This is a genomic window from Microbispora sp. H10836 (assembly GCF_012999525.1).
Classification (GTDB): Bacteria; Actinomycetota; Actinomycetes; order Streptosporangiales; family Streptosporangiaceae; genus Microbispora.
The window spans coordinates 158,364-185,091 of record NZ_JABBWU010000008.1 but is presented as its reverse complement, the minus strand read 5'-3'; the positions used below and the strand labels follow the sequence as shown (position 1 = coordinate 185,091).

The window sequence follows — 26,728 nt, the reverse complement described above, 5'->3', positions numbered from 1 at the left end:
AAATCACGCCACGTTCGCGACGGGCAGCGCTTGCCAGCACTCCCGCGCTGATCCCCCACGTGTCGGTCAGGCGGCGAGGATCTCCGCGACCGGCGTGTACGACAGGTCGTGCGCCGCCGCGACCGGCTCGTTGGTGAGCACGCCGGCGTGGGTGTTGAGGCCGAGGCCGAGCGCCTCGTCGCCGCGCAGCGCGTCCTTCCAGCCCCTGTCGGCGATCTTGACGACGTAGGGCAGGGTGGCGTTCGTCAACGCGAAGGTGGAGGTGTTGGCCACCGAGCCCGGCATGTTGGCCACGCAGTAGAACACCGACTCGTGCACCGGGAACGTCGGGGCGTCGTGCGTGGTCGGGCGGGAGTCCTCGAAGCAGCCGCCCTGGTCGATGGCGATGTCGACGAGCACCGAGCCCGGCTTCATGCGGGAGACCAGGTCGTTGGAGACCAGCGTCGGGGCCTTGGCGCCCGGGATGAGCACGGCGCCGACGACCAGGTCGGCCTCCAGCACGGCCCGCTCGATCGCGTACGACGTGGAGACCAGCGTCTTCAGCCGGCCCTGGTAGATGGCGTCGATGAAGCGCAGCCGGTCGATGTTGACGTCGAGGATCGTCACGTCCGCGCCCATGCCGACGGCGACCTGCGCCGCGTTGAGGCCGGAGACGCCGCCGCCGATCACGACGACCTTGGCGGGGGCGACGCCGGGCACGCCGCCGGGGAGCACGCCGCGGCCGCCGTTGAAGCGCATCAGGTTGTACGCGCCGACCTGGGGCGCGAGCCGGCCCGCGACCTCCGACATCGGGGCCAGCAGCGGCAGCCCGTTGCCGACCTGGACGGTCTCGTACGCGATGGCGGTGGTGCCGGCGGCGAGCAGCGCGTCGGTGCAGGGCCGGGAGGCGGCCAGGTGGAGGTAGGTGAACAGGATCTGGTCCGCGCGGAGACGGTGGTACTCCTCCGCGACCGGCTCCTTGACCTTGAGGATCATCTCGGACTCGGCCCACACCTCGTCGGCGCCCTCGACGACCTTGGCGCCGGCCGCGAGGTACTCCTCGTCGGTGATGGAGGAGCCGAGGCCGGCGCCGCGCTGGACGCCGACCTCGTGACCGTGACGGACGAGCTCGTGGACGCCGGCCGGTGTGGCGGCGACGCGGTACTCGTGATTCTTGACCTCGGCGGGCACGCCGATCTTCATGAGTTGTGTCCTTTCAGGCGGTCACTCGTCACGGTCGCCCCCTACCCGGCCGAACGAGCTCCACGGTCTACAGGCGGGCCCACGCCTCGGTGAGCACCGAACGGAGAATCGACTCGATCTCGTCGAACTCCTTGGGGCCGCAGATCAGCGGCGGGGCGAGCTGCACGACCGGGTCCCCACGGTCGTCCGCCCGGCAGTACAGGCCGGCGTCGTACAGCGCCTTCGAGAGGAAGCCGCGCAGCAGGCGCTCCGACTCCTCCTCGTTGAAGGTCTGCTTGGTGGACTTGTCCTTGACCAGCTCGATTCCGTAGAAGTAGCCCGAGCCGCGGACGTCGCCGACGATCGGCAGGTCCAGCAGCCGGTCGAGAGTGGCCTTGAACACCGGCTCGTTGGCCGTGACGTGCTCGATCAGGCCCTCCCTCTCGAAGATGTCGAGGTTGGCCAGGGCGACGGCGGCCGACACCGGGTGGCCGCCGAAGGTGTAGCCGTGCGCGAAGGTCTCGGTGCCGTTCTTGAACGGCTCGAACAGCCGCTCCGAGGCGATCATCGCGCCAATGGGCGAGTAACCGCTGGTCAGACCCTTGGCGCAGGTGATGATGTCCGGCAGGTAGTCGAACTTCTGGCCGCCGAACATCGTGCCCAGGCGGCCGAAGGCGCAGATGACCTCGTCCGACACGAGCAGCACGTCGTGGGCGTCGCAGATCTCACGCAGCCGCTGGAAGTATCCGGGGGGCGGCGGGAAGCAGCCGCCGGCGTTCTGCACCGGCTCGACGAAGACGGCGGCCACGGTGTCCGGGCCCTCCATCTCGATGGCCTTGCCGACCTGGTCGGCGGCCCAGCGGCCGAACGCCTCGGGGTCCTTTTCCAGGCCGGGGAAGCCGGAGATCTCGTCGGCGCGGTAGAGGTTCGTGTTGGGGGCCTTGATCGCACCGGGCACCAGCGGCTCGAAGACCTGCTTGAGCGCCGGGATGCCGGTGATCGACAGTGCGCCCTGCGGGGTGCCGTGGTAGGCGATGGACCGGCTGACGACCTTGGTCTTCAGCGGCTTGCCCTTGATCTTGTAGTACTGCTTGGCCAGCTTCCAGGCCGACTCGACGGCCTCGCCGCCGCCGGTGGTGAAGAAGACGCGGTTGAGGTCGCCGGGGGTGAGCTCCGCGAGCCGCGCGGCCAGCTCGGCCGCCTTCGGGTGCGCGTACGACCACAGCGGGAAGAACGCGAGCTCCTGGGCCTGCTTGGCGGCGGCCTCGGCCAGCTCGGCGCGGCCGTGGCCGACCTGGACCACGAACAGTCCGGCGAGGCCGTCGAGATACCGCTTGCCGTGGATGTCGTAGATGTAGGCGCCCTCGCCGCGCACGATCATGGGCACCTCCCCTCCCTCGTAGGAGGAGTGGCGCGTGAAGTGCATCCAGAGATTGTCCTGTGCGGCCTTGAGTACGTCGGGGCGCGTCATCGCAACCTTCCCTCAGGTGATCCGTCGCTGGGGACAGTTTGCATGCCACTTCGGCGTTTTGCCAAGTGATTACGTGGCTGCACTGTGGAAGAAGTTCGGATTCCGCTACATCGACATGTAACAGCAACGAAATCCGTCAAGGTAGATTGAGGCCGACCAGACGTGGAAGATGGGCCCGCCGGACCGTGTGGTCAAATGGGGTCCACCGAACGCCGGGAAGATCCACGCACATCCGGGGAGAACGCCGTGACACCTGAGGAGATCGAGCGCGCCGTCGAGGAGGGCATGCCGCAGACGGTCGAGGATCTCAAGCGCCTGGCCGCCATCCCGTCCGTCGCGTTCCCCGGCCACTCCGAGGCCCCGGTCCTGGAGGCCGCCGCGCTCGTCGAGCGACTGCTGCGCGCCGCCGGTCTCCCGCACGTCCGGCAGATTCCCATCGAGGGCAGTTTCCCCGCCGTGTTCGCCGAGGCGCCCGCGCCGGACGGGGCCCCGACCGTGCTGCTCTACGCGCACTACGACGTCCAGCCCGCCGGCGACCTCGCCCTGTGGCGCACCCCGCCGTTCGAGCCCACGATCGTCGACGGGATCATGTACGGCCGGGGCACGGCCGACGACAAGAGCGGCGTCATCACCCACGTGGCCGCGCTGCGCGCCTTCAACGGCCGGTTCCCGGTCGGCGTGAAGGTCATCATCGAGGGCCAGGAGGAGTACGCCGGCGAGCGTCTGGAGGCGTTCGTCGAGGCCAACCCCGACCTGCTGCACGCCGACGCCATGGTCATCGCCGACGTCGGCAACCCCGAGGTGGGCGACCCCGCGCTCACCACGTCGCTGCGCGGCATGGCCGCGTTCACCGTGGAGGTCCGCACGCTCGCCGAGGCCGTGCACAGCGGCGCGTTCGGCGGCGCCGCGCCCGACGCGCTGGCCGCGCTCATGCGCATGCTGACCGCCCTGCACGACGACCAGGGGAACGTCCGGGTGCCCGGCCTCGAACCGGGGACCTTCCCCGGCGTGGCGCCGTCCGAGGAGGAGTTCCGCTCGCTCGCCGGGGTGCTCGACGGCGTCTCGCTGGTCGGGGACGGCTCGCTCTCCGACCGGCTCTGGGCGTCGTACGCGATCACGGTGACCGGGCTGGACGTGCCGACCGTGACCGGCGCGATCAACGCGGTGCAGGCGGTGGCCCGGGCCCGCGTCACGATCCGCATCCCCGCGAGCGGGAACGCCAGGCAGGCGCTGAACGACGTGACGGCCTTCCTGGAGAAGGTCGCGCCGTGGGGGGTCGAGGTCTCCTTCGGCGACTTCGTCAGCGGCTCCGGCTTCCAGATCGAGCCGGGCGGCCCGGCCATGAACGCCGCGGAGCGGGCGCTGGAGCGCGCCTTCGGCCGGGCGCCGCGCCAGGTCGGCCAGGGCGGCTCGATCCCGCTGGTGGCGGCCCTCGCCCGGCAGTTCCCCAAGGCCGAGATCCTGCTGTACGGCGCCGAGGACGACGGCGCCTCGATCCACGCCCCGAACGAGCGGGTCGTGCTGGAGGAGCTGCGCCGCGTCGTCACGACCGAGGCCCTCTTCCTCGCCGACTACGGCGGCTGGCACGGCGCGGCCTGAGCCGCCGCGCCGGCTCGGGGCGCCGGAGGCGCGGCAATTCAACCACGAGGGGCGCGGCCGTGGTCTGGACTGAGGAGCGCGCGGGAGCGAAGCGACAAGCGCGACGAGGGAAGCGTTCACCGCGCGCCTCCGGCACGACCAGCGGCATTGAAGCGCCCCGAGCCGCCGCGCCGGAGGCGCGGCAATTCAACGCAGAAGGCCCGGTGGCTGGGGGGACCACCGGGCCTTCCGTTCGTTCCCGCCTGCGCGCGGTGCGCGGGGCGGTTACCTGTAGGTGATGTCGGAGGAGTTGTAGAGGCAGTTCGTACCGTCGGGGCCCTCACCGATCTTGGAGGGCTCGCTGCCCTTCGGCACGCCCTTGTACTTCTCGCAGATCACGATCTTGTGGCTGGAGTCGTTCACGATCGTGATGTTGGAGAAGCGCGCGGTGTCGCCCCAGTTGGTGTTGATGCCGGCCAGCGTCTTGCCGGGGGTGGTCGCCACGATGTTCGACATCTGGACGTGACGCTGGTAGGAGTTCGTGCAGTTGCCGCAGGCGCGGTAGAGCTTGCCGAAGTCCTGCACCTGGAAGTTCTTGATGATCATGGTGCCGGGGCCGTTGTGCTGGAACACCTTGTCGGATGCGCTCTTCGCCCCGCCGCCGTCGATGGTCATGACCTGGGACGACGAACTGCCCAGCAGGGTGGCGGCGTCCTCGCCGACGTCCTCCCACCAGACGTTCTGCAGCGTGCAGCTACCCAGGCAGTGGATGCCGTCGGCGCCGGGCGAACCGATGATCACGTTCCTGAGCGTCGCGCCGTTGGCCAGCTCGAAGATCGGCTTCTGGCTCTCGCTCTGCCCGCCGTCACCCATGTCGCCGCTGGCGTAGTAGCGCTTCAGGCCGCCGTCGAGGGTGCCGGAGACACTGATCGTGCTGGTGACCGCCTGCGAGCCCTGCGGGCTGGGCCAGCCCGACGGCGGCGTCGGGTTGGTCGTGGGGGTCTTGGTCGGTGTGGCGGTGGGAGTCGACGACGGCTGGGACCCGGCCGACTGGAGGGTCCACTGCTTGGTGGCCGCCGAGTCGCAGGAGTTCTGCTGCACCAGTGCGCCTGAGGACGTGGAGTTGTCCTTGGTGTTCAGGCACTTGTCGCTGTTGGCGTTGACGACCCGGTAGTTGGAGCCCGAGGCGACCAGTTCCCAGGTCTGCGACGAGGAGCCGGTGCACGACTCCTGCTGGACGGCCTTGCCCGCGGAGGTGGAGGCGCCGGCGACCCCGGCGCACTTGCCGCTGTTGCCGGCGGCCAGGCGGAAGCCGCTGCCCTGGGCCGACAGGTTCCAGGTCTGGTTGCTCGCGCCGTTGCAGCTGGAGAGAGTGAGCTGCACGCCGTCGGAGCCGCTGCTGCCGGGAACGGTGAGGCACAGGCCGCTGGCGCCGTTCACGATCCGATAGGCACCCGCACCGGGCCCCGCACTGGGCGCCGCGTTGGAGACGCCGGTGAAGACGCCGCCGACCAGGGCGGCGACCCCGACGACGGTGCCGATCACCCCGACTCCGGTTCTGGTACTCCTTCTCAAAACCGAGCTCCTCGCAGATCGTGCAGGACCCCTGACCGAGGCCGTGGCGCGTGGGCCACTCCTGATCCCGCTGGGGGGCAATTCATGAATGTGAACAACATCCATGAACCCGAACGCGGCCTAAGTTACGGACCACGGGAACCCGGGTCAATGCTCCGTGTCGGAGAGTTGACGGCCCGATTCGGGCACCCGCCGGTTTGGCCAGGTGAGAGCCGAAGCGCCGAGGTCTCCTCGGTGAAATTTTCATGAAACACCTGCGCCGGGCGAGTGTCTCGCGAGCGTGGGCGGCACCCGCGAGGGCCGGTCACGGCCGGCCGGGCCTCACCTCGTGTAGGTGAAATCACACCGTGCCGGGACACAGGGCGGCGATCCCTCGGCGTTACTGTTTTGTACCGACTGGTCAGTGCAAAGAATGGAGCAGACGTGGATGCCCAGCGGACCGTGGATGCCACACCCGCTGCCGGAGCTCCCGCCACACCGTCCGGCGGCATCTCCGGCGGTGCTTCCGGCGGTGCTTCCGGCGGTGCTTCCGGCGGTGTCTTCGCGGGTGTCGAAGTGGTGGCGCGGGAGCTGGGCGTTCGGGGTGGTCACGGCTGGGTCTACCGGCACATCTCACTGCACGCGGCTCCCGGGACGCTCACCATCGTCACAGGTGAGGCGGGCAGCGGCCGTACGAGTCTGCTGCTCACCCTCGCGGGGCGGATGAAGCCCACCGAGGGGACGCTCACCGTGGGCGGCCTGGTGGCACCCCGCAGGATCGGGCAGGTGGCCGCCCTCGGGCTCTTCCCGCAGGTGAACCCCTTCGACGACGCCCTGTCCGTGCGGGAGCACCTGCGGGAGCGGCTGCGCCCGCACGGGTTCCTGTGGCGCAGGCGGCACCCCGGCGCCGCGCGGTCGGCCCTCGCCCACGCCGGGCTCGATCCGGGCGCGCTGCCGCACGGCGATCGGACGCTGGCCAGAGAACTGACCCGTGACCAGGCGGTCCGGCTGGGCGTGGCGCTCGCGCTGCTCGACCAGCCGGGCCTGCTCCTCGTCGACGACGCCGGCACCGGCATTCCCGCGGGCAGGCGCCACGCGTTGTGGGACACGCTCCGCGGCCTGGCCGACGAGGGCCTCACGGTCGTCGCGGCGTGCACCGATGCCGAGGAGGCGGCCGGCGTGGCCACCACGCTGCTGCCGCTGCCCGTCGAGCGGGTGGCGGCGCGCCGCGACGACGCCCGTCAGGACGCCGAGGAAGGGACACGCCGATGAGGGCCTCCCTCCCCGGCCGGTTCGAACTGCGCAGGTTCATGCGCTCGCGGCTCACCAGGGCCGCACTGGTGGCCGTCGTGATGTTGCCCCTGCTGTACGCCGGGCTGTACCTGTGGTCGTTCTGGGATCCGCAGGCGAACCTGAGCCGCGTACCCGTGGCCCTCGTGGTGGAGGACCGTCCGGCCACCGTCGCCGGCGCCACGGGAGGCCCGCCGAGCACGGTGGACGCCGGCCGCGAGCTAGCCGCCGAGCTGGAGGAGCGCAGGGTCTTCGCCTGGCACCGGGTCGGCGCGGCCGAGGCCGACAGTGGCGTCCGCGAGGGGCGTTACTACCTGTCGCTCACGATCCCGGCCGACTTCAGCGCCGACCTCGCCTCGCCCTCCGGTGACGGCGCACCGCACCCGGCCCGGCTCGGCGTACGGGTGGACACCGGGCGCAGCTACATCATGGGGACGATCTCGGACGCCGTGTTCCGCGAGGTCAAGGAGGCGGCCGGGCACAGCGCGGTCAAGGACTACCTCGACCAGATCTTCCTGTCCTTCGGCGAGCTGCACGACAAGACCGCCCAGGCGGCCGACGGCGCCGACCGGCTCCACGACGGGGCCGCCGCCGCGAGCGACGGCGCCGCCTCACTGGCCAAGGGGCTGGGGTCCGCGCAGGACGCGACGGGCCGGCTGTCCTCCGGGGCCGACACCCTGTACGGCGGGTCGAAGCAGCTGACGAGCGGGCTGCACCAGGCAAGGAGCGGCTCGGCCTCCTTGTCCGCCGGCCTGTCGAAGGCGGCCTCCGGCGCGGCCGACCTGCGCGAGGGCCTGTCCGCGCTCGACAAGGGGGCGGCCAAGCTGGCAGAGGGCAACCGCGAGGCCTACCGCCAGGTGCACGCCCTGTCTGCGGCCGTCAACCGCGCGGCCGACACGTACGTCCCCGTGCTGGAGCAGAACGGCGACCGCATCCGGCGTGCCGCGCTCACCCTCGCGGAGGGCGCCGACGGCTTCGCCGACGCGCTCGACGGCCTGCCCCGGGAGGTGCGGAGCTCGGCCGGCACGGCGCGGCAGGACCTGCGTGCCGTCGACCGCTGGCTGGACGCCCATCCCGACGCCGACCCCGAGCTGCGCGCGCTGGTGCAACGGGCCGCGGGGTCGGCCGGCGACCTCGCGTCGGCCGCCGGACGGCTGCAGGACCGCCTCGGCACCCAGGAGGGCAAGCTCGACGACCTCGCCCGTACGGCGCGGACGGTGGCGGAGGACGCCCGTGAGCTGGCCGCCGCCGCACCCGGCCTCGGCACCGCCCTGGACGACGCCCGCGACAAGTTCAACGAGCTGGACAAGGGTCTCAGGCGACTGGCCGACGGAGCGTCCGGCCTCCGCGACGGCGCGGGCAAGGCATCGAACGGAGCCTCCACACTGTCGCGCGGCCTCGGCACGCTGAACGCGGGCGCGCGCGGCCTGTCCACCGGCCTGGCCAGGCTCGACAACGGAGCGAACAGCCTCACCACGGGCCTCGCCTCTCTCGCCTCCGGCGCGGGCACGCTCGACAACGGCATCGGCACGCTGCGGCGTGGGGCCGGAAAGCTCGACTCCGGGCTGGTCAAGCTCACCGACGGCTCGGGCGAACTGGCCGGCGAGCTCGGCGACGGGGCGTCCCAGATCCCCGACTACGGAGCCGGGGAACGCGACAGCCGTACGGACATGATGAGCGACCCCGTCCGGCTCGCCACCGAGGTGGACAACGAGGTGCCCAACTACGGGACCGGATTCGCGCCGTTCTTCGTGCCGCTGGCGCTGTGGGTCGGCGCGATGGTGACGTACATGGTGCTGCGGCCGGTCAACCCGCGGCTGCTCGCCGGGTCGGCGCCCGCCTGGCGCACGGCGCTCGCGGGCTGGTTGCCGGGTCTCGCGATGGGGACGCTCCAGGTGGCGGTGCTGCTCGCCGTGCTGCGCTTCGGGCTCGGGCTGCGGGCCGGCAGCTGGCCGGGTGTGGCGGCCTTCCTCGTGCTCGTGACCGCGGCGTTCCTCGCGATCGTGCAGGCGGTCAACGCGCTGCTCGGGCCGCCCGGACGGGTCGCGGTGCTGGCCCTGCTCATGCTGCAGCTCACCTCGTCGGCGGGCACCTATCCCATCGAGACCTCCCCCGGCTTCTTCCAGGTGATCTCGCCGTGGCTGCCCATGAGCTGGGTGGTGTCGGCGATGCGCCGGCTCATCAGCGGCGGCGACACCGTCGTGGTGTGGCAGGCTTGCGGCGTGCTGTCCGCGTTCGTCGCCCTCGGTCTCGCGCTCACCGTGCTCGCCGTCCACCGCGGCCGCACCTGGTCGATGCGCCGCCTCAAGCCGGAGCTGGCGCTGTGAGCCGCCCAGCGGACGGCCCAGCGGACGGCCCGGCGAAGGACCAGGGCGGCAGGCGTGCCGAGACGCGGCAGCGGCTGTACCGGGCCGCGGCCGACCTCATCGCCGAGCAGGGCTTCGCCGCCACGACCGTCGACGCGATCGCCGAACGCGCCGGAGTGGCCAAGGGCACCGTCTTCTACAACTTCGGCAGCAAGGAAGCGCTGTTCGCCGGGCTGCTCGACCACGGGATCGAGCGGCTCGCCGACGCCCTCGCCGAGGCCGCGCGCGGTCCCGCCGCCTCGCCGGTCGCCGTGCTCGACGCGCTCATGCTCGCCCAGCTCCGCTTCTTCGACGAGTACGGGCCCTTCGCCCGGGTGCTGCTGGCCGAGTTGTGGCGGGCGGCGTGGCAGGACGCCGTCCTGCGGCTGCGTACGAGCGTGCTCGCGATGTACGAGCGCGTTCTCGCGGACGCGGTGGAGGCCGGCGAGCTGCGCCCGGGGTTCGACACCGGCACCGCCGCCACGGCCGTCTTCGGCATGGTGCTCACCGTCGCCATCGAACGCCGTGCCCTGCGTCCCGACCAGCCGGTCGAGGACGTCCACGCCACCCTCGCCGAGCTCGTCCACCGCCGCATCTCGCCCTGAACGGGCGCGGGGAGAAGGGCGCGGGATCATCCGCCCCGTCGGCGTGGGCCGAACGCCGGTCGCGCCAGCGCTGAGCCCGCTCGGCCACTCCCAAGGGCCCCCGGCATTCGCGGAGGCGGGGACCTCAGGAGAAAAGGTCGTCCACGGACTTCGCCGTTGCCGCCCGGCGGATCCACTTCTCCAGCAGATGCAGGTCGGAGCATCGGCTGATCCGCTCACGCGCTTCGGAAGGAATGTCCAGGCCCCGGGCGTCGAGCACGGCGAGGATCGCCTCGATCTCGCCCTCCGCGCGGCCCTCTTGGCGACCCTGTTCCAGACCTTGTTCCAGGCCCTTGTTCACCCATTCGGAGAAATAACGGTCACCGATGACCTTCTCGTAGTCGGCTGACGCTGTCATCAAGAGCTCCTTCAGTCGCTCGCCCGCTACAGCAGGTATCCGGCCGAACACGTAGTTCAGTTGCGTGGCGTCCACCGCCTCTGCCGTGGCCATGGCGAACTGGGGCGGATTGATGCCGCCGACCGCGCGCAGCAGCTCCACGGCGGCGGCGGGCCGATCGTGGAAGAAGTCGACGGTCTGCTGATGGATGAGCTTCGGCACGGGGTGAACTTTACTTAATGTGTTCGAGTCGTTACGGAGAATCATCGGAATCTGTGGATGGCGTGGGAACGGGGCTGATGCGTTAGCGAGACGAGATGATCGGCAACTAACGTGAACCGCCGTTCGTCGGGATGAATACAGACATCCCGGAGCAATGGAGGAGATCGTGTACCCCCCACCGCAGCAGAAGCGCCGTCGCAGCGTGGCTCCGTTCATCGTCGCGGTCGTCTTCGCGGGAGCGCTCATCGTCGGGTTGAAGCTGCTGTTCGGCGGGGTGTCCGGCGGCGGGAACGCCGGTGACGACCAGGGTGGGAACGCGACCAGACGCGCCTGCGACGACAACGGGATCACGCTGACCATCGCCGCCTCCAGCGAGAAGGCCGAACTGCTGCGCACGATGGCCAACGGCTACAACGGCCACAAGGTGGACGGGCAGTGCGTGGACGTGGTCGTGAACTCCAAGGCGTCCGGCGGGGCGATGCAGGCCCTGGCGCGCGGCTGGGACGAGCGGCAGGACGGCCCGAAGCCGGACGTGTGGACGCCGGCGAGCACCGGCTGGATCACCCTCCTGCGGCAGCGCGTCGAGGGCGGCGACCAGGCGTCCCCGGTGTCCGCGGACAACCCGACGATCGCCATGTCTCCACTGGTCATCGCGATGCCCAAGCCCATGGCCCAGGCGCTCGGCTGGCCGTCGAAGAAGGTCGGCTGGTCCGACATCCTGGACCTGGCCAACGACCCGAAGGGCTGGGCGAGATACGACCACCCGGAATGGGGGCAGTTCCGTCTCGGCAAGACGAACCCGAACTTCTCCACTTCGGGCCTGAACGCGACCGTCGGGGCGTACTTCGCGGCCACCGGCCTGTCGGGCGACCTGACGGAACGGGACGTCGCCGCGGCGAAGACGCGTGACTTCGTCAAGGGGGTCGAGCGGTCCATCGTCCACTACGGCGACACCACCCTGACCTTCCTGTCCAACCTCCAGCACGCCGACGACTCCGGGACGGCCATGTCGTACATCTCCGCCGTGACGGTGGAGGAGAAGTCGGTGTGGGACTACAACCAGGGCAACCCGACGGGCGACCCCAAGACGCTCGGCGACCACGCCAAGCCGAAGGTTCCGCTGGTGGCGATCTACCCCAAGGAGGGCACGCTCTTCTCCGACCATCCGTACGCCGTGTTGTCCTGGGCGGACGCCACGAAGAAGGCCGCGGCGGCGGACTTCCTGAAGTACCTCCAGGCGCCCGAGCGGCAGCGGGAGTTCGAGAAGTACGCCTTCCGGTCCTTCGACAACAAGCCGGGCGCCCTCGTCACGACCGCCAACGGCCTCGACCCCAAGCAGCCGGCCACCACTCTCAGCACGCCGACTCCGCAGGTGCTCGACCGGATCCTTGCCAGCTGGGCCGAGCTGCGCAAGCCCGCCAACGTACTGATGGTGATGGACGTCTCCGGCTCGATGGGCGCCGACGTCGCGGGCACCGGCAAGACCAAGCTCGACCTCGCCAAGCAGGCCGCGATCAACGCGCTGCCGCAGTTCGGCCCGAACGACCGCGTCGGCCTGTGGCTGTTCAGCCTCAAGCAGGACGGCGACAAGGACTACCGCGAGCTCGTTCCCCTGGGCACGAACAACCAGTCGCGGCTCAAGAGCCGCATCAACGGCCTCATTCCCAGCGGCGGCACGGGGCTGTACGACACGGCACTCGCGTCGTACCAGCACGTGATGCGGCACCAGAGCGGCGAGGCGATCAACGCGGTCGTGTTCCTGACCGACGGCAAGAACGAGGACAACAACTCCATCTCGCTCGAGAACCTGCTGCCCGAACTGCGCAAGGAGGCGGGGCAGGAGACCGTGCGGATGTTCACCATCGCGTACGGCGCCGACGCCGACCTCGGCGTCCTGCGGCAGATCTCGCAGACCACCGACGCGGCGGCCTACGATTCGCGCAAGCCGGGGAGCATCGACGAGGTGTTCACCGCCGTGATCTCCAACTTCTGACCGGGAGCCCCTGCCTGTGTCCCGCTTCACCGACGAACTGCGCGATCCCTGGGCGCTGCTCCTGGGCGCCACAGCCGCCGGCGCGGCCTGGGCCGTCAACCTCCCCCCGGCGGGCGCGGCCGTCGCCGGGGTGGGGGTGTGGCTCATCAAGGCGTTCGCCTCCGCCTGGCAGGCCGCGGGGGGCGAGAGCCGTACGGAACCCGAGGCCCCGCCGGTCGCGCGCGGCAGCGTGGAGGAGGCGTGGCTGCGGCGGGCGGAGCAGGCCGCCGCGTCCTTCGCCGACCTGGCCGCCTCGATGCGCGGGCAGATCCTGCTCGACCGGATCGCCGCCATGCGCCCGCAGGTGGACGACACCGTCGCGACCCTGCGGCGACTGGCCGGGCACGCCACCGTCACCGGCTCGGCGCTGGCCCGCTTCGACCCCCGGTTCCTGGAGCAGGAACGCGCACGGCTCACGCAGGCCCGGCGGACGGCCCGGCAGGAGGTCGCGGGCGAGCTCGACCGGTCGATCGCCGCCCTGGACGCCCAGCGCGAGGTGTACGACCGGTTGTCGGGCGCGCGGGAGCGGGTGCTGGCCCGGCTGCAGTCGGGCGCCATCAGCCTGGAGGGCCTGGTCGCCCGGGCCGTCGAGATCTCCGCCATGACCGCGACCGCCGACGGCGCGGGCGGCGGCGCCCGGGCGCTTGACGACCTGACCTCGGAGCTCGAACTCACCCGGCAGAGCCTGCACGAGGTCGAGGAGGCCACCCGCAACGACCTCGGCCCCTGATCGCCCCGCTCAGGCGGAGGACGCGGTCGCGGCGTGCCACAGGCCGGCTCTGTCCAGTTCGCCGACCTGCCAGGTGCGGGAACGGAGCGTGCCCCGATGCCGGTAGTCGCGCATGATCTCGACGTGCGCACGCAGCCGTACGAACTCCCGGAGGTCGCTCTCCCCGCGCCACACCGACAGCGAACCGACCCGGCGGCCGCGGAGGTCCGCCCACAACCACATGCCGACCGCGCCGGGCAGCGACGGCCACAGGCGGCCCAGCGACAGGCCGCGCCGCGCGATGCCGGGCAGGTCGAGCATCCGGTCCATCCGGAAGTCCGTCAGCGCGGCCACCAGTGGTCCCCGCTGCTCCGCGTCGGGCCCGGCGATCCAGCGCGACCTCAGCACGGCGTCGCCTCCGCGAGCACCGCGGGCGCCGTCTTCAGCAGGGGCGCTGCGGCGACGCGGATCTCGTCACTGAACGGCGCCGGCCGGAAAGTGGCCGGATCCAGGTTGACGTTGACGCGGTAGCCCTCGGCGTGCACGGTGGCTTGATCCGGGGCTTGATCCGGGGCCTGGTCCGGGGCGCGGTCGGCGGACAGCACGCGGAAGCCGTACACCCCGCCGTCCGGGGCGCGGTCGGCGGACAGCACGCGGAAGCCGTACACCCCGCTGGTGCGCCCCATCCGCTCCAGCCAGAAGTGCACCAGCCGCTCGCCCGGCTCCGCGATGGGCGCGTGGTAGGTCACCTTGAACTCGCGTACGGCCATGAGCACGTCGGGGAATGCCGACCTGGCGGGGTCGGGCGCCCAGCCGAGCCGGTGCCAGTACGCCCCGATGGCCCGCTCGACGAGCACGGCGTAGCGCGAGTTGTGCAGCAGCCCCATCGCGTCGAGGTCGTCGAAGTGCACCTGGACGGGCTCGTAAACGCCACCTGCGGTCATGTCAGTCCTCCGGGAGAAGCGCGGGGTCGGAGCAGAGCGCACGCAGGCGCTGCAGCACGCCACGGCGGGCGTGAACGAGGGCCTGCGCCCCGTCGTACAACCGGGAGTGGATGATCACCATCTCGCCGAGCGCGTCGATCTCGTAGGCCAGCTGGGCCGGATCGACGGCGCCGTCCACTTCGCCCAGCGTCACGGCCTCCGCGACCAGCCGGCGGATCAGCCCCTGCCACTCGCGCATGGCCCGCGCGAGCCGGTCGCGGACGGCTCCGGGGCGATCGTCGAACTCGGCCTGCACGGCGAAGAAGAAACACCCGCCGGGCAGCACACCGGCGCCGTAGAAAGCCAGCCGTGCCTCGTGCAGCGTGAACAGGCGCCGCACGCCCGCGGGAGCGCGCAGCGCGGGCCCCACAACCTGCTCGGTCCACTGCCGGGCGGCCCACTCCACGGCGTCGAGTTGCAGTTGCTCCTTGTCCCGCCAGTGGGCGAAGAGCCCGGACTTGCTGACGCCGGTCGCCGTCGCCAGCCGCCCGAGGGAGAGCCCGTCCAGCCCTTCGACCGAGGCCAGCTCCACCGCCTGCCGGAGGATCGTCTCGCGGCTGCGCAACCCGCGCAGCCGCCGGCCGTCTTGTGTCACTCGCCCAAACTATAAGACCGATCGGTCGGTCGTCTAGTCGGCCGAGGCGAGGAGACGGGAGAGTTCGGCCGGGCCCGCGTTGCCGCCCGTGCAGACGACGGCGACCTTCCGCCCGGCGAACTCCTCGCGCCGGGCCAGCAGCCCGGCGAGGGCGGCGGCCCCCGCGCCTTCGGCCAGGGTGTGGGCCTCGGTGAGCAGCAGGCGCTGGGCCCGCAGGATGTCGTCGTCGTCCACCAGGACGAAGTCGGTCAGCCCGTCCCGCATCACGGCCTGCGGGGTCGCGAACGCCGACCCGGTCGCGAGCCCCTCCACGACGGTCTTCACGGGCCGGGTCACGAGCTCTCCCAAGCGCCAGGAGTCGTACGCGGCCGGGGCCTGGGCCGACTGGACGGCGATCACCCGGCAGCCCGGCGCGAGCGCGGCGGCGGCGAGGCACGCGGCGGCGGCCCCGCTGCCGCTGCCCACGGGCACGAACACCGCCTCCAGGTCCGGCCGGGCGGTGAACATCTCGACGTAGAGCGTGCCCACCCCCGCCAGGATGTCCGGCTCGTCGGCCGGGCTGATCAGCCTGCGCCCGGCTTCGGCGGCGAAGACCCGCGCGTGCTCCCCGGTCTCCACCATCGTCGCGCCCCGGACCTCGACGGCCGCCCCGAGCGCCTCGACCGCCGCGACCTTGGCGGGGTTCGGGTTCTCCGGCATCAGGACCGCGCAGGGCACGCCGTACAGGCGGCAGGCGTACGCGATGGACTGCGCGTGGTTGCCGGTCGAGTAGGCGACGACCCCGCGGGCGCGGTCGGCCATGCGGGCCAGCAGCGCGATGCCGCCGCGGACCTTGAACGCCCCCGTCGGCTGGACGTTCTCGTGCTTGACGTGGACCTCGGCGCCGACGGCCGCGTCGAGCACGGGATAGGACCACATGGGAGTTTCGGGCAGGTGGGGGGCGATGAGCCGCCGAGCGTCCAGGATGTCGCGGATGTTCGTCATAGCTCCAGCCTGGCCCGCGGCCCGACAATAGGTCCAACTGAAGTTTTCAGGCGAATCCATAGACGGGATCGATGAATGCCGCTCGACGTCGTACGCCTGCGGGTTCTCGTGGCCGTGGCCCGGACCGGCACGGTGACCGCGGCGGCGCGGGAGCTGCACTACTCGCAGCCCTCCGTGAGCCACCACCTCGCCCGGCTGGAGGCGGAGACGGGCGCGAAGCTGGTGCAGCGGGTGGGCCGCGGCATCCGCCTCACCGAGGCCGGCCGCCTGCTCGCCGAGCGCGGCGCGGAGATCCTCGGCCGGCTCGACGCGGCGTCCGCGGAACTGTCCGCGCACGTCGGGCTGCGGGCCGGGCGCGTACGGCTGGCCGCGTTCCCCTCGGCCCTCGGCACGTTCGTCCCGGCCGCCGCCGCGCGGCTCGCGCAGGACCATCCGGGGCTGGACCTGCGGCTGATGGAGGCCGAGCCGCCCGAGGCACTGCGCCTGCTCCGGGCCGGCCGGGTGGACGTCGCCGTGGTCTTCCGCTACGGCGAGACCGCTCCCGAGGACGACGGCGTCCGCCTGGTCCACCTGCTCGACGACCCGAGTCTCCTCGTCACCCCCGCGGCGTACGACGATGCCGGGGACCTGGCGGCGTACGCGGACGGGCCGTGGATCGCGGGGTGCGAGCGGTGCCGCGCGCACCTGCTCGCACTGTGCGCCGAGGCGGGCTTCGAGCCGCGTGTCTCGTTCACCACGGACGACTACGTGGCCATGCAGGCCATGGTCGCGGCAGGGCTGGGCGTGGCACTCCTCCCCCGGCTGGCGCTGGCGGCCCACCGCCACCCGGACGTGCGGGTGTCCGAGCTGCCGGGATCGGACCGCCGGGTCTACGCCGCGACGTACGGCGAGCCGCCCGACCCGCCCGCCACCACGGCCCTGGTCGCCGCGCTCCTGTCCCGCAGAGACGCGTGATAGGCCCGCCGATGATCTACCACCTGACCCGACGGTGGGCCCGCGATACTTCGATCGTCCCGACACGTCGTAGAGGAGACACCGACACATGAACACGCCCCCATCGCCGCCCAGGGTGGAGCGGACCGACCGATCATCCGTCCGGATCGGCGTTCTCGTCCCGCTGACCCGGCCCGGCTGGGTCGAGGCGGGGCGGCACCTGCTCGCCGGGCTCGAGCTGGCCGCCGGCGACGTCAACGACACCGGTGGGATCGCCGGAAGACCGCTCGATCTGGTGGTCCGGGACACGGCGGCCGATCCGCACAGGGCCGCGGCGGCCGTGGACGAACTGGCTCACCTGGGCGTGGCCGCCCTGGCGGGGGAGTATCACAGCGTCGTCGCCCGCGCCGCCGCCGCCAGGGCCGACGCCCTCGGCCTGCCGTTCCTCTGCTCGTCGGCGGTTCTCGACGCGCTCACAGAACGGCCGACGCGATGGGTCGCGCGCCTGGCCCCGGCGCAGTCCCATGGCTGGCGGATGTACGCGGACTTCCTCCTCGGCGCGGGCCACGGCCGAATCGCCGTAGCCGCCGACTCGAGTGTCTACTGGGCGTCCGGGGCCCGCATCCTGCGGGACCACCTCGCTCCACGGGGCGGCACCGTCATCGAACTCGACGTGCGCGCGCTCACCCCCGCGGCCGTGTGCGACGAACTCGCCACCAGTGGCGCGACGGCCCTCCTTCTTCTGGCCGGCCACCCGGAGCCGGCCGTGTCGATCGTCAGGTCGGTCCGCCGCGACCGGCGCCTGACCGAGATCATGATCGGTGCCCCGGCCGGGCAGCCGGAGTTCGCCGAATGGGCGAGGTCGCTGGGCGGCGACGGCGCCGGGGTCCCGTTCCTGCGCTACCTGCCCGAACGTCTCAGCCCACTCGGCGCGCGAGTCGAGGCGGACCTGCGCGAACGGCTGGCCCAAGCGCCCTCCTTCGTCGCCTTCGAGGGCTACGACACGATCGCCGTCCTCGCCGACGTGCTGCGTTCCGGCGGCGCGGATCGGGCGGGCATCGCCGCGTCCTGGCCACACGTCGCGGTCGAAGGCACCCGCGGGCTGATCCGGTTCTCCCGTACGCCGGGCGTCGACGTATGGCAATGGGCATGGCCGCCGGTCCAGGTCGTCGACAGGGATCCGGCGGAGCCCGCTCGCCTGCGAATTAGGAAGTGAGGAACCCGCGGACAGCTCCCGGCGCTGAGCGGAGGTCGGCAGGGTGACCACCCGGCGGCCCCTTCCCGCGCTGCGCGACGGTTCAGCTCGGGCTCGGTGCGGGCGACGGCGTGGCGACGTCGTTGTCCAGCTCCCTCGCGGTCCACAGGGCGACACCGCTGCCCGGCAGCTGACTGATCCGGGACAGGAACGTGGCGGTGCCGTCCGTCGTGTCGTCGTCCTCCGCCGCGAAGACGGTGAGGGACTGCCAGGTGTTCCACTGGTCGGCGGGGAAGAGCAGCCGGGGGCCGATGGACAGGTCCGGGTCGCCGAGCAGCCGCTCGCTGTCGACGGTCACCCAGCCGTACGACGGCTTCTGGCTGAGCCGCACGTGGATGAGCGCCGAGCCGCCTTCGGGCACGACGATGTCCGCGGGCGAGACGACGACGCTCGGCGTGGCGCTCGGGCTCGGCGACGGGACGGGGGTGGGAGCGGCGGAGGGGGGCGGGCCGACCACGCACGGCACGCCGTTGACGGCGAAGTCCGTCGGCGGCGGATTGCTCCCGCGCCAGGTGCCGGCGAACCCGACGGCGGCCGACGCGCCGGGCGAGATCGAGCCCGCCGGGACCGAGGCGGCGACCAGGCGGCCGGTCTGGGCCCACTGCGCGGACCAGCCGTACGTGAGCCGCTGCGAGCCGGGGAAGGTGAACGTCAGCGTCCAGCCCGCGATGTGGTCACCGGTGTTGGCGACGTCCACACTGGCCGTGAAACCGCCCCCGTCCTCTCCCCACTGCGAGGTCGCGTACGTGACCCCGCAGGAGACCGCTGCGTCGGCCGTGCCCGGGACGAGCCCGGTCGTGGCGGCCGCCGCGGCCATGACGGCCACGAGGACGGCCGAGCGACGTAACCGGCCGTGGGGGAATCGCATCCGGCACCTCCATGGTGAGCTGACCACACCGCCCGGGCCGGCTGCGACTGATCGCCGGCGATGCCCCCAGCGTCAGGTCTCCTTCGCCCGCTGTACAGGAATTCCGGCGGCCCGTCCTCTCCTTGGGTGGCCGGACGCGTGGCGGCCCGTCCCCGCTCACCTCGGCGAACACCGGCGACGGCGGCCGGGGCCGGGAGGCCGCCACACGTGACGAGCGGTGAAAGATTCAGCGGAGACGATTTCACGACGGATTCCGGCCCTCATGCGATCATCTCCGGGTGCGCACCAGTAGGGGGGTACTCGCCGCGCTGATCCTCGTGTGCGCATCCGCGCTGATCGCCGACACGGCCCGGTACGGCGCGGGGCGGACGGCCGGCCACGCTGTCGAGTCGTCGTCGCGGTGGACGCTGAGGTACGCCGCCAAGGATCACGAGGACTTTCCGTTGTCGATGGTCCCCGCGGCGGACGGCGGAGTGTCGCTGTTCGTCAGGAAGAGACCGGGCCCCGGCTGGTCGATGCTGCGGTGGAACGGGACCTTCTGGAGACGCGCGAGCCTGCCCGCGCAGTTCGGCAAGGCCTGGGGGCTCGAGATCGGCGGATCTCCGTCCGGGGGAACGATCTGGGCGGCCCTGAGCGTGCCCCAGGAGTACGACAGCGTGACAGAGCACCTGTGGCGGTTTTCCGCCGGGCGCTGGACGCGCCTGCTCTCCCACGACGCGACGTGGAACGGAGTGGTCGACATCTCCGTCGACGCGCGGGGCGGCGCCTGGTTCGTCACCGGCATGGACCCGGACGGGGCTCCCTCCACCGTGCTGCGCTGGAGGGACGGCACCTGGCGTCGGCAGCCGTCGCCCCCGCAGTTCGACCTCATCGCGGTCGCCGCCGCGAGCCCGGACGACGTGTGGATCGTCAGCCGGGAGCGGGGGGACAGATTGCTGCACTGGAACGGCGCGTCATGGCAGGACGTGCCCTACCCGTGCGCGATCGGCTCCGCTCGTCCGCCCTGCCGCGGACGCGCTCACCTCGGCGACCTGGACCTCGCCGCGCGGCCGGACGGCCAGGCGTGGGCCGCCGGGCCCTACTGGCCGGACGGCGGCAGCGCCGTCGTCCTCCACTGGAACCGCACCCGATGGGTGCAGGTAGGCACGGACCTGACGAGGACGGGCCTGACTGCGGTGCGTGTCGACCCCGAAGGCGGCGTGTGGATGGCGGCTCATCCCGCCTCCGGCGCGCCCTATGTCCTCAGCCTGCGCGACGGCGGCTGGACCAGATCCACCCTGCCGGCGGGTGGCCCCGGCGAGCGCATCGTCGACATCGTGCCCGTGAGGGGCACGACGCGGCTCTGGGTGCGCACACGGCGGCCCGACCCCACCGGTGGCGGGACGACCTCGCTGGTGTACGAGCTCTCCTGGGAGACGGCGTGGCCGGGGCGTCAGCCGGCTTGGCGGAACTCGGCGGCCTGAGGACCCTCGGCGCAGGCGGCGGCCAGCTCGTCCAGCGACAAACCCAGCGCGGCGGCGAGCGCGGCGACCGTGAAGAAGGCCGGGGTCGGGGCCCGGCCGGTCTCGATCTTGCGCAGCGTCTCGGCCGACAGCCCGGCCGCCGCCGCGACCTCGACCATGCTGCGCTCGCCGCGCGCCTGCCGGAGCAGGGCGCCGAACCGCTCCCCCCGCAGGCGTTCCTCGGGGGTCAGGGGCACTCTCACCATGACCGTGATACTAATACCGGTATAGTTATTGGTGCCACTCGGGAGGACCGTGTCATGGTGGAAATCAAAACCGACGCCGCGCTGGACGCGATGCGGGAGGCGGGGCGCGTGGTGGCCCGCACCCTCGACGCCGTGCGGAAAGCCGCGGCCATCGGGGTGCGGCTGACGGACCTGGATGAGACGGCGCGGGCGGTGTTGCGCGAGGCGGGGGCGAGCTCGCCGTTCCTCGGCTACCGGCCGCACTTCGCGCCGACCCCCTTTCCCGCCGTGATCTGCGTGTCCGTCAACGACGCGATCGTGCACGGCATCCCGACGGACTACCGGCTGCGTGACGGTGACGTCGTGGGCGTCGACTGCGGCGCGGAGCTGGACGGCTGGACGGCCGACGCCGCCGTCACGTTCATCGTGGGCACGCCGCGGCCCGGCGACCTGGAGCTCGTCGACACCACGCGCCGGGCCCTGGAGGCCGGGATCGCCGCCGCGACCGTGGGTAACCGCATCGGGGACATCTCGGCGGCGATCGGGACGATCGCCCAGAAGGCCGGGTACGGCATGCCCAGGGACTTCGGCGGCCACGGCATCGGCCGCCGCATGCACGAGGACCCGTCGGTGCCGAACCACGGCCGGCCGGGCCGGGGCTATCCCCTGCGGCACGGCCTCGCGCTGGCCATCGAGCCGATGTTCATCGCCGGAGGCCGGGACGGTTACCTCACGGCGGGCGACGGCTGGACGCTGAACAGCGTGGACGGCAGCCGGGCCGCCCACATGGAGCACACGATCGCGGTCACCGAGGACGGCCCCCGCGTGCTGACCGTGCTCTGATCAGGAGCGCTAAATAGGAGTGCCTGAACAGGCCCGTTGTCCGTACCATCCGAGCCATGCCGACTCTGCCCACACTCGCCCTGTTCGCCGCCGCCACGCTGGCGCTGCTCGTGGTCCCGGGACCCGCCGTGCTCTACATCGTCACCCGCAGCGTGGCCCAGGGCCGTTCGGCGGGGCTGGTGTCGGTGCTCGGCGTCCACGCCGGCTCGCTGGTGCACATCGCCGCCGCGGCGCTCGGGATCACCGCGCTGCTCGCCGCCTCGGCCACGGCCTTCGCCGTCGTGAAGTACCTCGGTGCGGCCTACCTCGTCTACCTGGGGGTTCGCAAGCTCATGCGGCGGCCGGAGGCGGAGGACGCGGAGGTCAAGGTGGCCTCGAACGCCCGGCTGTTCGGCGAGGGGTTCGTGGTCAACGTGCTGAACCCCAAGACCGCCATGTTCTTCCTGGCGTTCCTGCCGCAGTTCGTCGATCCGGCGCTCGGCGCCGTGGCGCCGCAGGTGCTCGTGCTCGGGGCCGTGTGGGTCGCGCTCGGCATGGCCAGCGACGGCACGTACGCGCTGTTGGCCTCGGTCCTCGCCGGCCGGCTGCGCTCCTCGGCCCGTGCCCGGCGGCGGCTCGACCGGGGCAGCGGCGTCGTCTACCTCGGTCTCGGCGCGGTGGCGGCTCTGGCCACCGAGGGCGCCAGGAAGCTCTGACGACTACCGGGACATTTGTACTGCCGTAATCGGGATCGCTGAATCTGCCCGGCTCCTCCGGCTTTCGAGACGCTTGATGCGTGCGGAGAGACGACCTGGAGGAGCCGATGACGCAGACCCTGACCGCGCCGCCGCGAGCCGGGCAACCTCAGCGCAACAACCTCGGCCGGTTGCTCACGCCGCTGGCGCTGGACGTCGCCGCGCCGCTCGTCTGCTACTACGTCCTGCACGGCGCGTTCGGCGTGAGCGAGGTCGCCGCGCTGGCCGTGAGCGGCGTGATCCCGGCCGTCCGGGTGATCTCCGGGATCGTCCGCGACCGGACCCTGAACGGACTCGCCGGGCTGACGCTGGCGGTCAACCTGGCCGGCATCGCGCTGAGCTTCGGCACCGGCGACGCCCGCATGATGATCGCCAAGGACTCGGCCCTCAGCGCCGTGATCAGCCTGGTCATGATGCTCTCGGCGTTCACCGCGCGCCCGGTGATGACCCCGGGCATGCGCGCGTTCATCACCCGTGGGAACGCGGCGAAGGAGGCCGCCTGGGAACGGCTCGCGGCGGGCTCCGCCCGGTTCCGCCGCGCCGAGCGCCTCTTCAGCGGCATCTGGGGCGGGGTGATGCTCGCCGACTGCGTGGCCCGGCTGATCGGCGCGTTCACGCTGCCGGTGTCCACCATGGTCTGGCTGTCCAACGTGATGCTGATCGTCGCCATCGCGTTGGGGCTCGTGCTCGCGGGCGCGTTCGCCTCCGGGCCGATCATGATGATGGTCAAGATGGAGGCGGGGGGCGCGCGATGAGGGGCAGGGGCATCAACTACGACACCGGTTTCCTGCCCGGCGGGCACATCAGCCGGGAGACCTTCGACTCCGAGACGGTCCGCGCGGAGATGCGGGTCATCGCCGAGGAGCTGCACTGCACGGCCGTCCGCATCACCGGCGGCCACCCGGAGCGGCTCGGCGTCGCCGCGCGGCACGCCGCCGACGCCGGGCTGGAGGTGTGGTTCGCGCCCTTCCCCTGCGAGATGACCACGCGGGAGCTCGCGCCGTTCTTCGCCGAATGCGCCGGGCGGGCCGAGGAGCTGCGGCGCGACGGCGCGGAGGTGGTGCTCGTCACCGGATGCGAGCTGAGCATGTTCGCCGCCGGCTTCCTCCCCGGCGACACCGTCTTCGACCGCATCTCCGGGCTCATGAAGGGCGGCCCCGAGGTGTACGCCCGGTTCGCCGGGATCCCCGCTCTGCTGAACCCTTTCTTGACGGAGACCGCCCGGGCGGCGCGCGAGGTCTTCGACGGGCGGGTGACGTACGCCTCGGGGGACTGGGAGGGGGTCGACTGGAGTCCGTTCGACATCGTCGCGGTGGACGCCTACCGCGACGAGCGCAACGCGGCGACCTACCGCGAGGGGCTGCGCTCCCTCTTCGGACACGGCAAGCCGGTCGCGGTCACCGAGTTCGGCACGTGCGCCTACACAGGGGCGGGCGCACGCGGCGGCATGGCGTGGGCCATCGTGGACCGGTCGCGAAGGCGGCCCCGGCTGACCGGGAACTTCACCCGCGACGAGGGCGAGCAGGTCCGCTACCTGCGCGAACTGCTCGCCGTGTTCGAAGAGGAGGGCGTGGACAGCGCCTTCTGGTTCACCTTCGCCGGGTACGGCCTGCCGTACGACCCCCACCCGCGCAGGGACCTCGACATGGCCTCCTACGGCGTGGTCCGGCTGCTGAAGGACGGCGGCAGGGAGCCGAAGGAGGTCTTCCACGCCCTCGCCGCCGCCTACTCCGGCGGACGCGCGGCCGGCTGAGGTGCGGCGGCGGCCACCTGACCGGCCCACCGGTAGTCGGCCTTGCCCGCCGGGGAGCGGACGATCTCCTCCACGAACGCGTAGGTCCGCGGCACCTTGTAGCCCGACAGCCGGGTACGGCAGTGCGCGTCGAGCTGCTCCGCCGTCGGCGCGGTCCCGCCGTACGGCTGGACGACGGCCGCGACCCGCGAGCCCCAGCGTTCGTCGGGGATGCCGGTGACCACGGCGTCGAACACGGCGGGATGGCCCTTGAGCACCGCCTCGACCTCCTCGGGGAAGACCTTCTCCCCGCCGGTGTTGATGCACTGGGACCCGCGTCCGCAGAACCGGATCGTGCCGTCCTCCTCGACCGTCGCGAGGTCTCCGGTGAGAAGCCACCGCACGCCGTGGGCGTCGGTGACGAAGGTGCGGGCGGTCTTGCCCGGGTCGTTGTGGTAGCCGGACGCGATCCGGCCGCTCCTGGCCACCGTGCCGATCCGCCCGGAGCCCGGCTCGACCGGGGTCAGCGTCTCGTCCAGCACGGCCACGGCGGCGCCCGCGTTGGGCCGGTAGCGCAGGCCCGACTCCGGCGACGACCCGTCGACGCCCGACGCCGTGTATCCGGACTCGGTCGAGCCGAAGTTGTCGAGGATCATCCGGCCCGGCAGCAGCTCCTCCAGCCGCGCGCGCACGGCGCCGCTGAGGATCGCCCCGGTCGAGCTGAGCGCGAACAGCGACGACAGGTCGTAGGACCCGGCGGCCATCTCCTCGGCGAGCGGACGGGCCATCGCGTCGCCGGTGATGTTCAGGCTGACGACCTTCTCCCGCTCGATCGCGCGCAGCACGGCGGCCGCGTCGAACCTGCGGACGTACACCATCGTGCCGCCCATCCACCAGGCGATGAAGGTGCCCACCTGCGCGGCGCCGTGCATCAGCGGCGCCGCCGTCATCATGACCACCGGGGACGCCGCGCCGCGCGCCTGCTCGATCACCGCCTCGGGCGTCTTCAGCGGGTCGCCGTACGGGTTGCCGCCGCCGAAGGCGTAGAAGAGGTCCTCCGACCGCCACATCACGCCCTTGGGCATGCCGGTCGTGCCGCCGGTGTAGATGACGTACACGTCGTCGCCGGAGCGGGGCGGGAAGTCCCTGCTCTCGGACTGCCCGGCCACCGCCTCCTCGTACGGCACCGCGCCCGGCACGGCCGTGGGGCCGCCGACGGCGACGAGGTGGCGCAGCCCGGGGACCTCGGGCGCGGTGGCCGCGACGCGGTCGTCGAACTCCACGTCGAACAGCAGGGCCGCGATGCCGGAGTCCCGGTAGAGGTAGAGCAGCTCCGACTCGACGTACCGGTAGTTGACGTTGACCGGGACGGCCCGCAGCTTCAGCGTCGCCAGCAGGGCCGCGACGTACTCCACCCCGTTGTAGAGCTGCATGCCCACGTGCGTGCCGTGGCCGACGCCGTGCGCGGCCAGGTGGTGGGCCAGCCGGTTGGCGTGGGCGTCGAGCTCGGCGTACGTCGGGCGGTCGTCGCCGCAGACCACCGCGACGCGGTCCCCGATGGCGTCGGCGAGACCCTCGAAAAGATCGGCGTGGTTGAACTCCATCCGGCGGACCTCCCGCGCTCAGGGTTTACTGCTGCCGACGATCCACATGGCGAAGAACTGCGCGCCTCCGCCGTACGCGTGTCCGAGCGCGAGCCGCGCCCCCTCGACCTGGTGCTCCCCCGCCGTGCCCCGCACCTGGAGCGCCGCCTCGGCGAACCGGATGAGCCCGGAGGCGCCGATCGGGTTGGACGACAGCACTCCGCCGGAGGCGTTCCACGGGGTGTCGCCGTCGAGCGCCGTGCATCCGGCCTCGGTGAGCTTCCAGCCCTCCCCCTCGGCGGCGAAGCCCAGGTTCTCCAGCCACATCGGCTCGTACCAGGAGAACGGCACGTACACCTCGGCGACGTCGATCTCCCGGCGCGGGTCGGTGACGCCGGCCTGGCGGTAGACGTCGGCGGCGCAGTCGCGGCCCGCGCGCGGGCTCACGACGTCGCGGCCGGCCAGCATGATCGGCTCCGAGCGCATCGCCGTGCCGTGGATCCAGGCGGGCGTGCCGGTCACCTTGTCCTCGGCGGCGAGCACGATCGCGCAGGCGCCGTCGGACGACGGGCAGGTCTCCAGGTAGCGGATCGGCTCCCACAGCATCGGGGTCGACTCGACCATCTCCCGGCTGATCCCGGGGATGCGCAGGTGGGCGTAGGGGTTCTTCAGCGCGTTCAGCCGGTCCTTGACCGCGACCAGCGTGCCGATGTGGTCCGGCGCGCCCGACCTGCGCATGTACTCCCTGATGTGCGGCGCGAAGTAGCCGCCCGCGCCCACGACCAGGGAGGCGTTGAAGGGCAGGTGCGTGGACAGGGCCCAGGTGGCGTTCGACTCCGACTGTTTCTCGAAGGCGACGACCAGCACCCGCCCGTGCACGCCGCCCTGGACAAGAGACGCGCCGACCAGCGCGGTCGAGCCGCCGACCGAGCCCGCCGTGTGCACGCGCATCACCGGCTTGCCGGCCCCGCCGAGCGCGTCGGCGAGGTACGCCTCCGGCATCATCACGCCCTCGAACAGGTCCGGCGCCTTGCCGATGACGACCGCGTCGATGTCGGCGAACGTCAGGCCCGCGTCCTCCAGCGCCCGCAGGGCGGCCTCGCGGACCAGCCCGGCCAGCGACACGTCCCGCCGTCTGGTCTGGTAGCGGGTCTGGCCCACGCCGACGACGGCACAGCGGTTTCCCAC

General features: G+C 72.1%; 25 protein-coding genes. 13 read left to right on the top strand and 12 right to left on the bottom strand.

The features are described from left to right. Positions 1-66: 66 nt before the first annotated feature. Entirely contained in the window at positions 67-1,182 is a 1,116-nt protein-coding gene (ald, locus tag HHX30_RS17140; protein WP_169982958.1) for an alanine dehydrogenase, read from the bottom strand. Positions 1,183-1,249: 67 nt separating this feature from the next. Next, positions 1,250-2,632 carry an aspartate aminotransferase family protein gene (locus HHX30_RS17135; RefSeq protein WP_169982957.1) on the bottom strand — a complete coding sequence of 461 codons (1,383 nt, stop codon included), beginning with the start codon at positions 2,630-2,632 and terminating at the stop codon, positions 1,250-1,252. Between the two features lie 246 nt (positions 2,633-2,878). Between HHX30_RS17135 and HHX30_RS17130 the strand changes: the two genes are divergently transcribed. After that, positions 2,879-4,231, top strand: coding sequence for a M20/M25/M40 family metallo-hydrolase (locus HHX30_RS17130; RefSeq protein WP_169982956.1), 1,353 nt, complete (start codon positions 2,879-2,881; stop codon positions 4,229-4,231). Between the two features lie 264 nt (positions 4,232-4,495). On the opposite strand, the gene HHX30_RS17125 is transcribed toward HHX30_RS17130, so the two are convergent. Continuing rightward, positions 4,496-5,785: a pectate lyase gene (locus HHX30_RS17125; RefSeq protein WP_249350137.1), complete on the bottom strand. Its 1,290-nt coding sequence runs from the start codon at positions 5,783-5,785 to the stop codon at positions 4,496-4,498. A gap of 423 nt (positions 5,786-6,208) precedes the next feature. On the opposite strand from HHX30_RS17125, the gene HHX30_RS17120 reads away from it, so the two are divergent. From HHX30_RS17120 to HHX30_RS17110, 3 genes are read left to right on the top strand one after another with little or no spacing between them, the layout of a single operon-like run. Continuing rightward, positions 6,209-7,036 carry an ATP-binding cassette domain-containing protein gene (locus HHX30_RS17120; RefSeq protein ID WP_169982954.1) on the top strand — a complete coding sequence of 276 codons (828 nt, stop codon included), beginning with the start codon at positions 6,209-6,211 and terminating at the stop codon, positions 7,034-7,036. Then, positions 7,033-9,381, top strand: coding sequence for a YhgE/Pip domain-containing protein (locus tag HHX30_RS17115; protein WP_169982953.1), 2,349 nt, complete (start codon positions 7,033-7,035; stop codon positions 9,379-9,381). The genes HHX30_RS17120 and HHX30_RS17115 overlap by 4 nt, the downstream gene beginning before the upstream one ends. Further along, on the top strand, positions 9,378-10,004 hold the full coding sequence (locus tag HHX30_RS17110; protein ID WP_169982952.1) for a TetR/AcrR family transcriptional regulator: 627 nt from the start codon (positions 9,378-9,380) through the stop codon (positions 10,002-10,004). The genes HHX30_RS17115 and HHX30_RS17110 overlap by 4 nt, the downstream gene beginning before the upstream one ends. Positions 10,005-10,128: 124 nt before the next feature. On the opposite strand, the gene HHX30_RS41690 is transcribed toward HHX30_RS17110, so the two are convergent. Beyond that, positions 10,129-10,602 (bottom strand): hypothetical protein, encoded by a 474-nt coding sequence (locus tag HHX30_RS41690; protein WP_249350135.1) that lies wholly within the window; start codon positions 10,600-10,602, stop codon positions 10,129-10,131. Between the two features lie 166 nt (positions 10,603-10,768). Between HHX30_RS41690 and HHX30_RS17100 the strand changes: the two genes are divergently transcribed. Next, entirely contained in the window at positions 10,769-12,595 is a 1,827-nt protein-coding gene (locus tag HHX30_RS17100; RefSeq protein ID WP_311922510.1) for a substrate-binding and VWA domain-containing protein, read from the top strand. A gap of 16 nt (positions 12,596-12,611) precedes the next feature. Further along, on the top strand, positions 12,612-13,364 hold the full coding sequence (locus HHX30_RS17095; protein ID WP_169982950.1) for a hypothetical protein: 753 nt from the start codon (positions 12,612-12,614) through the stop codon (positions 13,362-13,364). A 9-nt stretch (positions 13,365-13,373) separates the two neighbouring features. On the opposite strand, the gene HHX30_RS17090 is transcribed toward HHX30_RS17095, so the two are convergent. The 4 genes from HHX30_RS17090 to HHX30_RS17075 are packed head-to-tail and all read right to left on the bottom strand — an operon-like array spanning position 13,374 to position 15,905. Further along, positions 13,374-13,751: a hypothetical protein gene (locus HHX30_RS17090; RefSeq protein ID WP_169982949.1), complete on the bottom strand. Its 378-nt coding sequence runs from the start codon at positions 13,749-13,751 to the stop codon at positions 13,374-13,376. Then, entirely contained in the window at positions 13,745-14,287 is a 543-nt protein-coding gene (locus HHX30_RS17085) for a thioesterase family protein (RefSeq protein ID WP_169982948.1), read from the bottom strand. The genes HHX30_RS17090 and HHX30_RS17085 overlap by 7 nt, the downstream gene beginning before the upstream one ends. Position 14,288: 1 nt before the next feature. Then, the gene (locus HHX30_RS17080; protein WP_169982947.1) at positions 14,289-14,921 is read right to left on the bottom strand and encodes a TetR/AcrR family transcriptional regulator; all 633 of its coding nucleotides are present in this window, start codon (positions 14,919-14,921) and stop codon (positions 14,289-14,291) included. 33 nt (positions 14,922-14,954) lie between these two features. Next, on the bottom strand, positions 14,955-15,905 hold the full coding sequence (locus HHX30_RS17075) for a threonine/serine dehydratase (RefSeq protein ID WP_169982946.1): 951 nt from the start codon (positions 15,903-15,905) through the stop codon (positions 14,955-14,957). 75 nt (positions 15,906-15,980) lie between these two features. Between HHX30_RS17075 and HHX30_RS17070 the strand changes: the two genes are divergently transcribed. Further along, complete coding sequence (locus HHX30_RS17070) at positions 15,981-16,859, top strand: LysR family transcriptional regulator (protein WP_169982945.1); 879 nt, start codon at positions 15,981-15,983, stop codon at positions 16,857-16,859. Between the two features lie 88 nt (positions 16,860-16,947). Continuing rightward, the gene (locus HHX30_RS17065; RefSeq protein WP_169982944.1) at positions 16,948-18,054 is read left to right on the top strand and encodes an ABC transporter substrate-binding protein; all 1,107 of its coding nucleotides are present in this window, start codon (positions 16,948-16,950) and stop codon (positions 18,052-18,054) included. Positions 18,055-18,136: 82 nt separating this feature from the next. Here HHX30_RS17065 and HHX30_RS17060 read toward each other — a convergent pair whose 3' ends face one another. After that, on the bottom strand, positions 18,137-18,961 hold the full coding sequence (locus HHX30_RS17060) for a cellulose binding domain-containing protein (protein ID WP_169982943.1): 825 nt from the start codon (positions 18,959-18,961) through the stop codon (positions 18,137-18,139). 278 nt (positions 18,962-19,239) lie between these two features. Between HHX30_RS17060 and HHX30_RS17055 the strand changes: the two genes are divergently transcribed. Further along, entirely contained in the window at positions 19,240-20,424 is a 1,185-nt protein-coding gene (locus HHX30_RS17055; RefSeq protein ID WP_169982942.1) for a hypothetical protein, read from the top strand. On the opposite strand, the gene HHX30_RS17050 is transcribed toward HHX30_RS17055, so the two are convergent. Continuing rightward, positions 20,394-20,669 carry a helix-turn-helix domain-containing protein gene (locus tag HHX30_RS17050; protein ID WP_169982941.1) on the bottom strand — a complete coding sequence of 92 codons (276 nt, stop codon included), beginning with the start codon at positions 20,667-20,669 and terminating at the stop codon, positions 20,394-20,396. The genes HHX30_RS17055 and HHX30_RS17050 overlap by 31 nt on opposite strands. Before the next feature lie 54 nt (positions 20,670-20,723). On the opposite strand from HHX30_RS17050, the gene map reads away from it, so the two are divergent. The 4 genes from map (at position 20,724) to HHX30_RS17030 (ending at position 23,978) form a co-directional block, all read left to right on the top strand. Beyond that, the gene (gene map / locus HHX30_RS17045) at positions 20,724-21,491 is read left to right on the top strand and encodes a type I methionyl aminopeptidase (RefSeq protein WP_169982940.1); all 768 of its coding nucleotides are present in this window, start codon (positions 20,724-20,726) and stop codon (positions 21,489-21,491) included. A 56-nt stretch (positions 21,492-21,547) separates the two neighbouring features. Further along, positions 21,548-22,186: a LysE family translocator gene (locus tag HHX30_RS17040; RefSeq protein WP_169982939.1), complete on the top strand. Its 639-nt coding sequence runs from the start codon at positions 21,548-21,550 to the stop codon at positions 22,184-22,186. Between the two features lie 80 nt (positions 22,187-22,266). Then, positions 22,267-22,980 (top strand): VC0807 family protein, encoded by a 714-nt coding sequence (locus tag HHX30_RS17035; RefSeq protein ID WP_211592128.1) that lies wholly within the window; start codon positions 22,267-22,269, stop codon positions 22,978-22,980. Next, the gene (locus HHX30_RS17030) at positions 22,977-23,978 is read left to right on the top strand and encodes a hypothetical protein (RefSeq protein ID WP_169982938.1); all 1,002 of its coding nucleotides are present in this window, start codon (positions 22,977-22,979) and stop codon (positions 23,976-23,978) included. Before HHX30_RS17035 ends, HHX30_RS17030 begins: the two co-directional genes overlap by 4 nt. Here the strand turns inward: HHX30_RS17030 and HHX30_RS17025 are convergent. Next, a complete protein-coding gene (locus HHX30_RS17025) occupies positions 23,951-25,561 on the bottom strand; it encodes an acyl-CoA synthetase (protein ID WP_169982937.1) in 1,611 nt (536 codons plus the stop codon). The two genes, HHX30_RS17030 and HHX30_RS17025, sit on opposite strands and share 28 nt — an antisense overlap. 18 nt (positions 25,562-25,579) lie before the next feature. Beyond that, positions 25,580-26,728, bottom strand: a complete 1,149-nt coding sequence (locus HHX30_RS17020; RefSeq protein ID WP_169982936.1) for a thiolase domain-containing protein — start codon at positions 26,726-26,728, stop codon at positions 25,580-25,582.

Bases quoted from the DNA above. Each gene is read 5' to 3' on its own strand.
- ald (WP_169982958.1), bottom strand. From the start codon at position 1,182: ATGAAGATCGGCGTGCCCGCCGAGGTCAAGAATCACGAGTACCGCGTC.
- HHX30_RS17135 (WP_169982957.1), bottom strand. From the start codon at position 2,632: ATGACGCGCCCCGACGTACTCAAGGCCGCACAGGACAATCTCTGGATG.
- HHX30_RS17115 (WP_169982953.1), top strand. From the start codon at position 7,033: ATGAGGGCCTCCCTCCCCGGCCGGTTCGAACTGCGCAGGTTCATGCGC.
- HHX30_RS17085 (WP_169982948.1), bottom strand. From the start codon at position 14,287: ATGACCGCAGGTGGCGTTTACGAGCCCGTCCAGGTGCACTTCGACGAC.
- HHX30_RS17075 (WP_169982946.1), bottom strand. From the start codon at position 15,905: ATGACGAACATCCGCGACATCCTGGACGCTCGGCGGCTCATCGCCCCC.
- HHX30_RS17070 (WP_169982945.1), top strand. From the start codon at position 15,981: ATGCCGCTCGACGTCGTACGCCTGCGGGTTCTCGTGGCCGTGGCCCGG.
- HHX30_RS17065 (WP_169982944.1), top strand. From the start codon at position 16,948: ATGAACACGCCCCCATCGCCGCCCAGGGTGGAGCGGACCGACCGATCA.
- HHX30_RS17060 (WP_169982943.1), bottom strand. From the start codon at position 18,961: ATGCGATTCCCCCACGGCCGGTTACGTCGCTCGGCCGTCCTCGTGGCC.
- HHX30_RS17050 (WP_169982941.1), bottom strand. From the start codon at position 20,669: ATGGTGAGAGTGCCCCTGACCCCCGAGGAACGCCTGCGGGGGGAGCGG.
- map (WP_169982940.1), top strand. From the start codon at position 20,724: ATGGTGGAAATCAAAACCGACGCCGCGCTGGACGCGATGCGGGAGGCG.
- HHX30_RS17040 (WP_169982939.1), top strand. From the start codon at position 21,548: ATGCCGACTCTGCCCACACTCGCCCTGTTCGCCGCCGCCACGCTGGCG.
- HHX30_RS17030 (WP_169982938.1), top strand. From the start codon at position 22,977: ATGAGGGGCAGGGGCATCAACTACGACACCGGTTTCCTGCCCGGCGGG.
- HHX30_RS17025 (WP_169982937.1), bottom strand. From the start codon at position 25,561: ATGGAGTTCAACCACGCCGATCTTTTCGAGGGTCTCGCCGACGCCATC.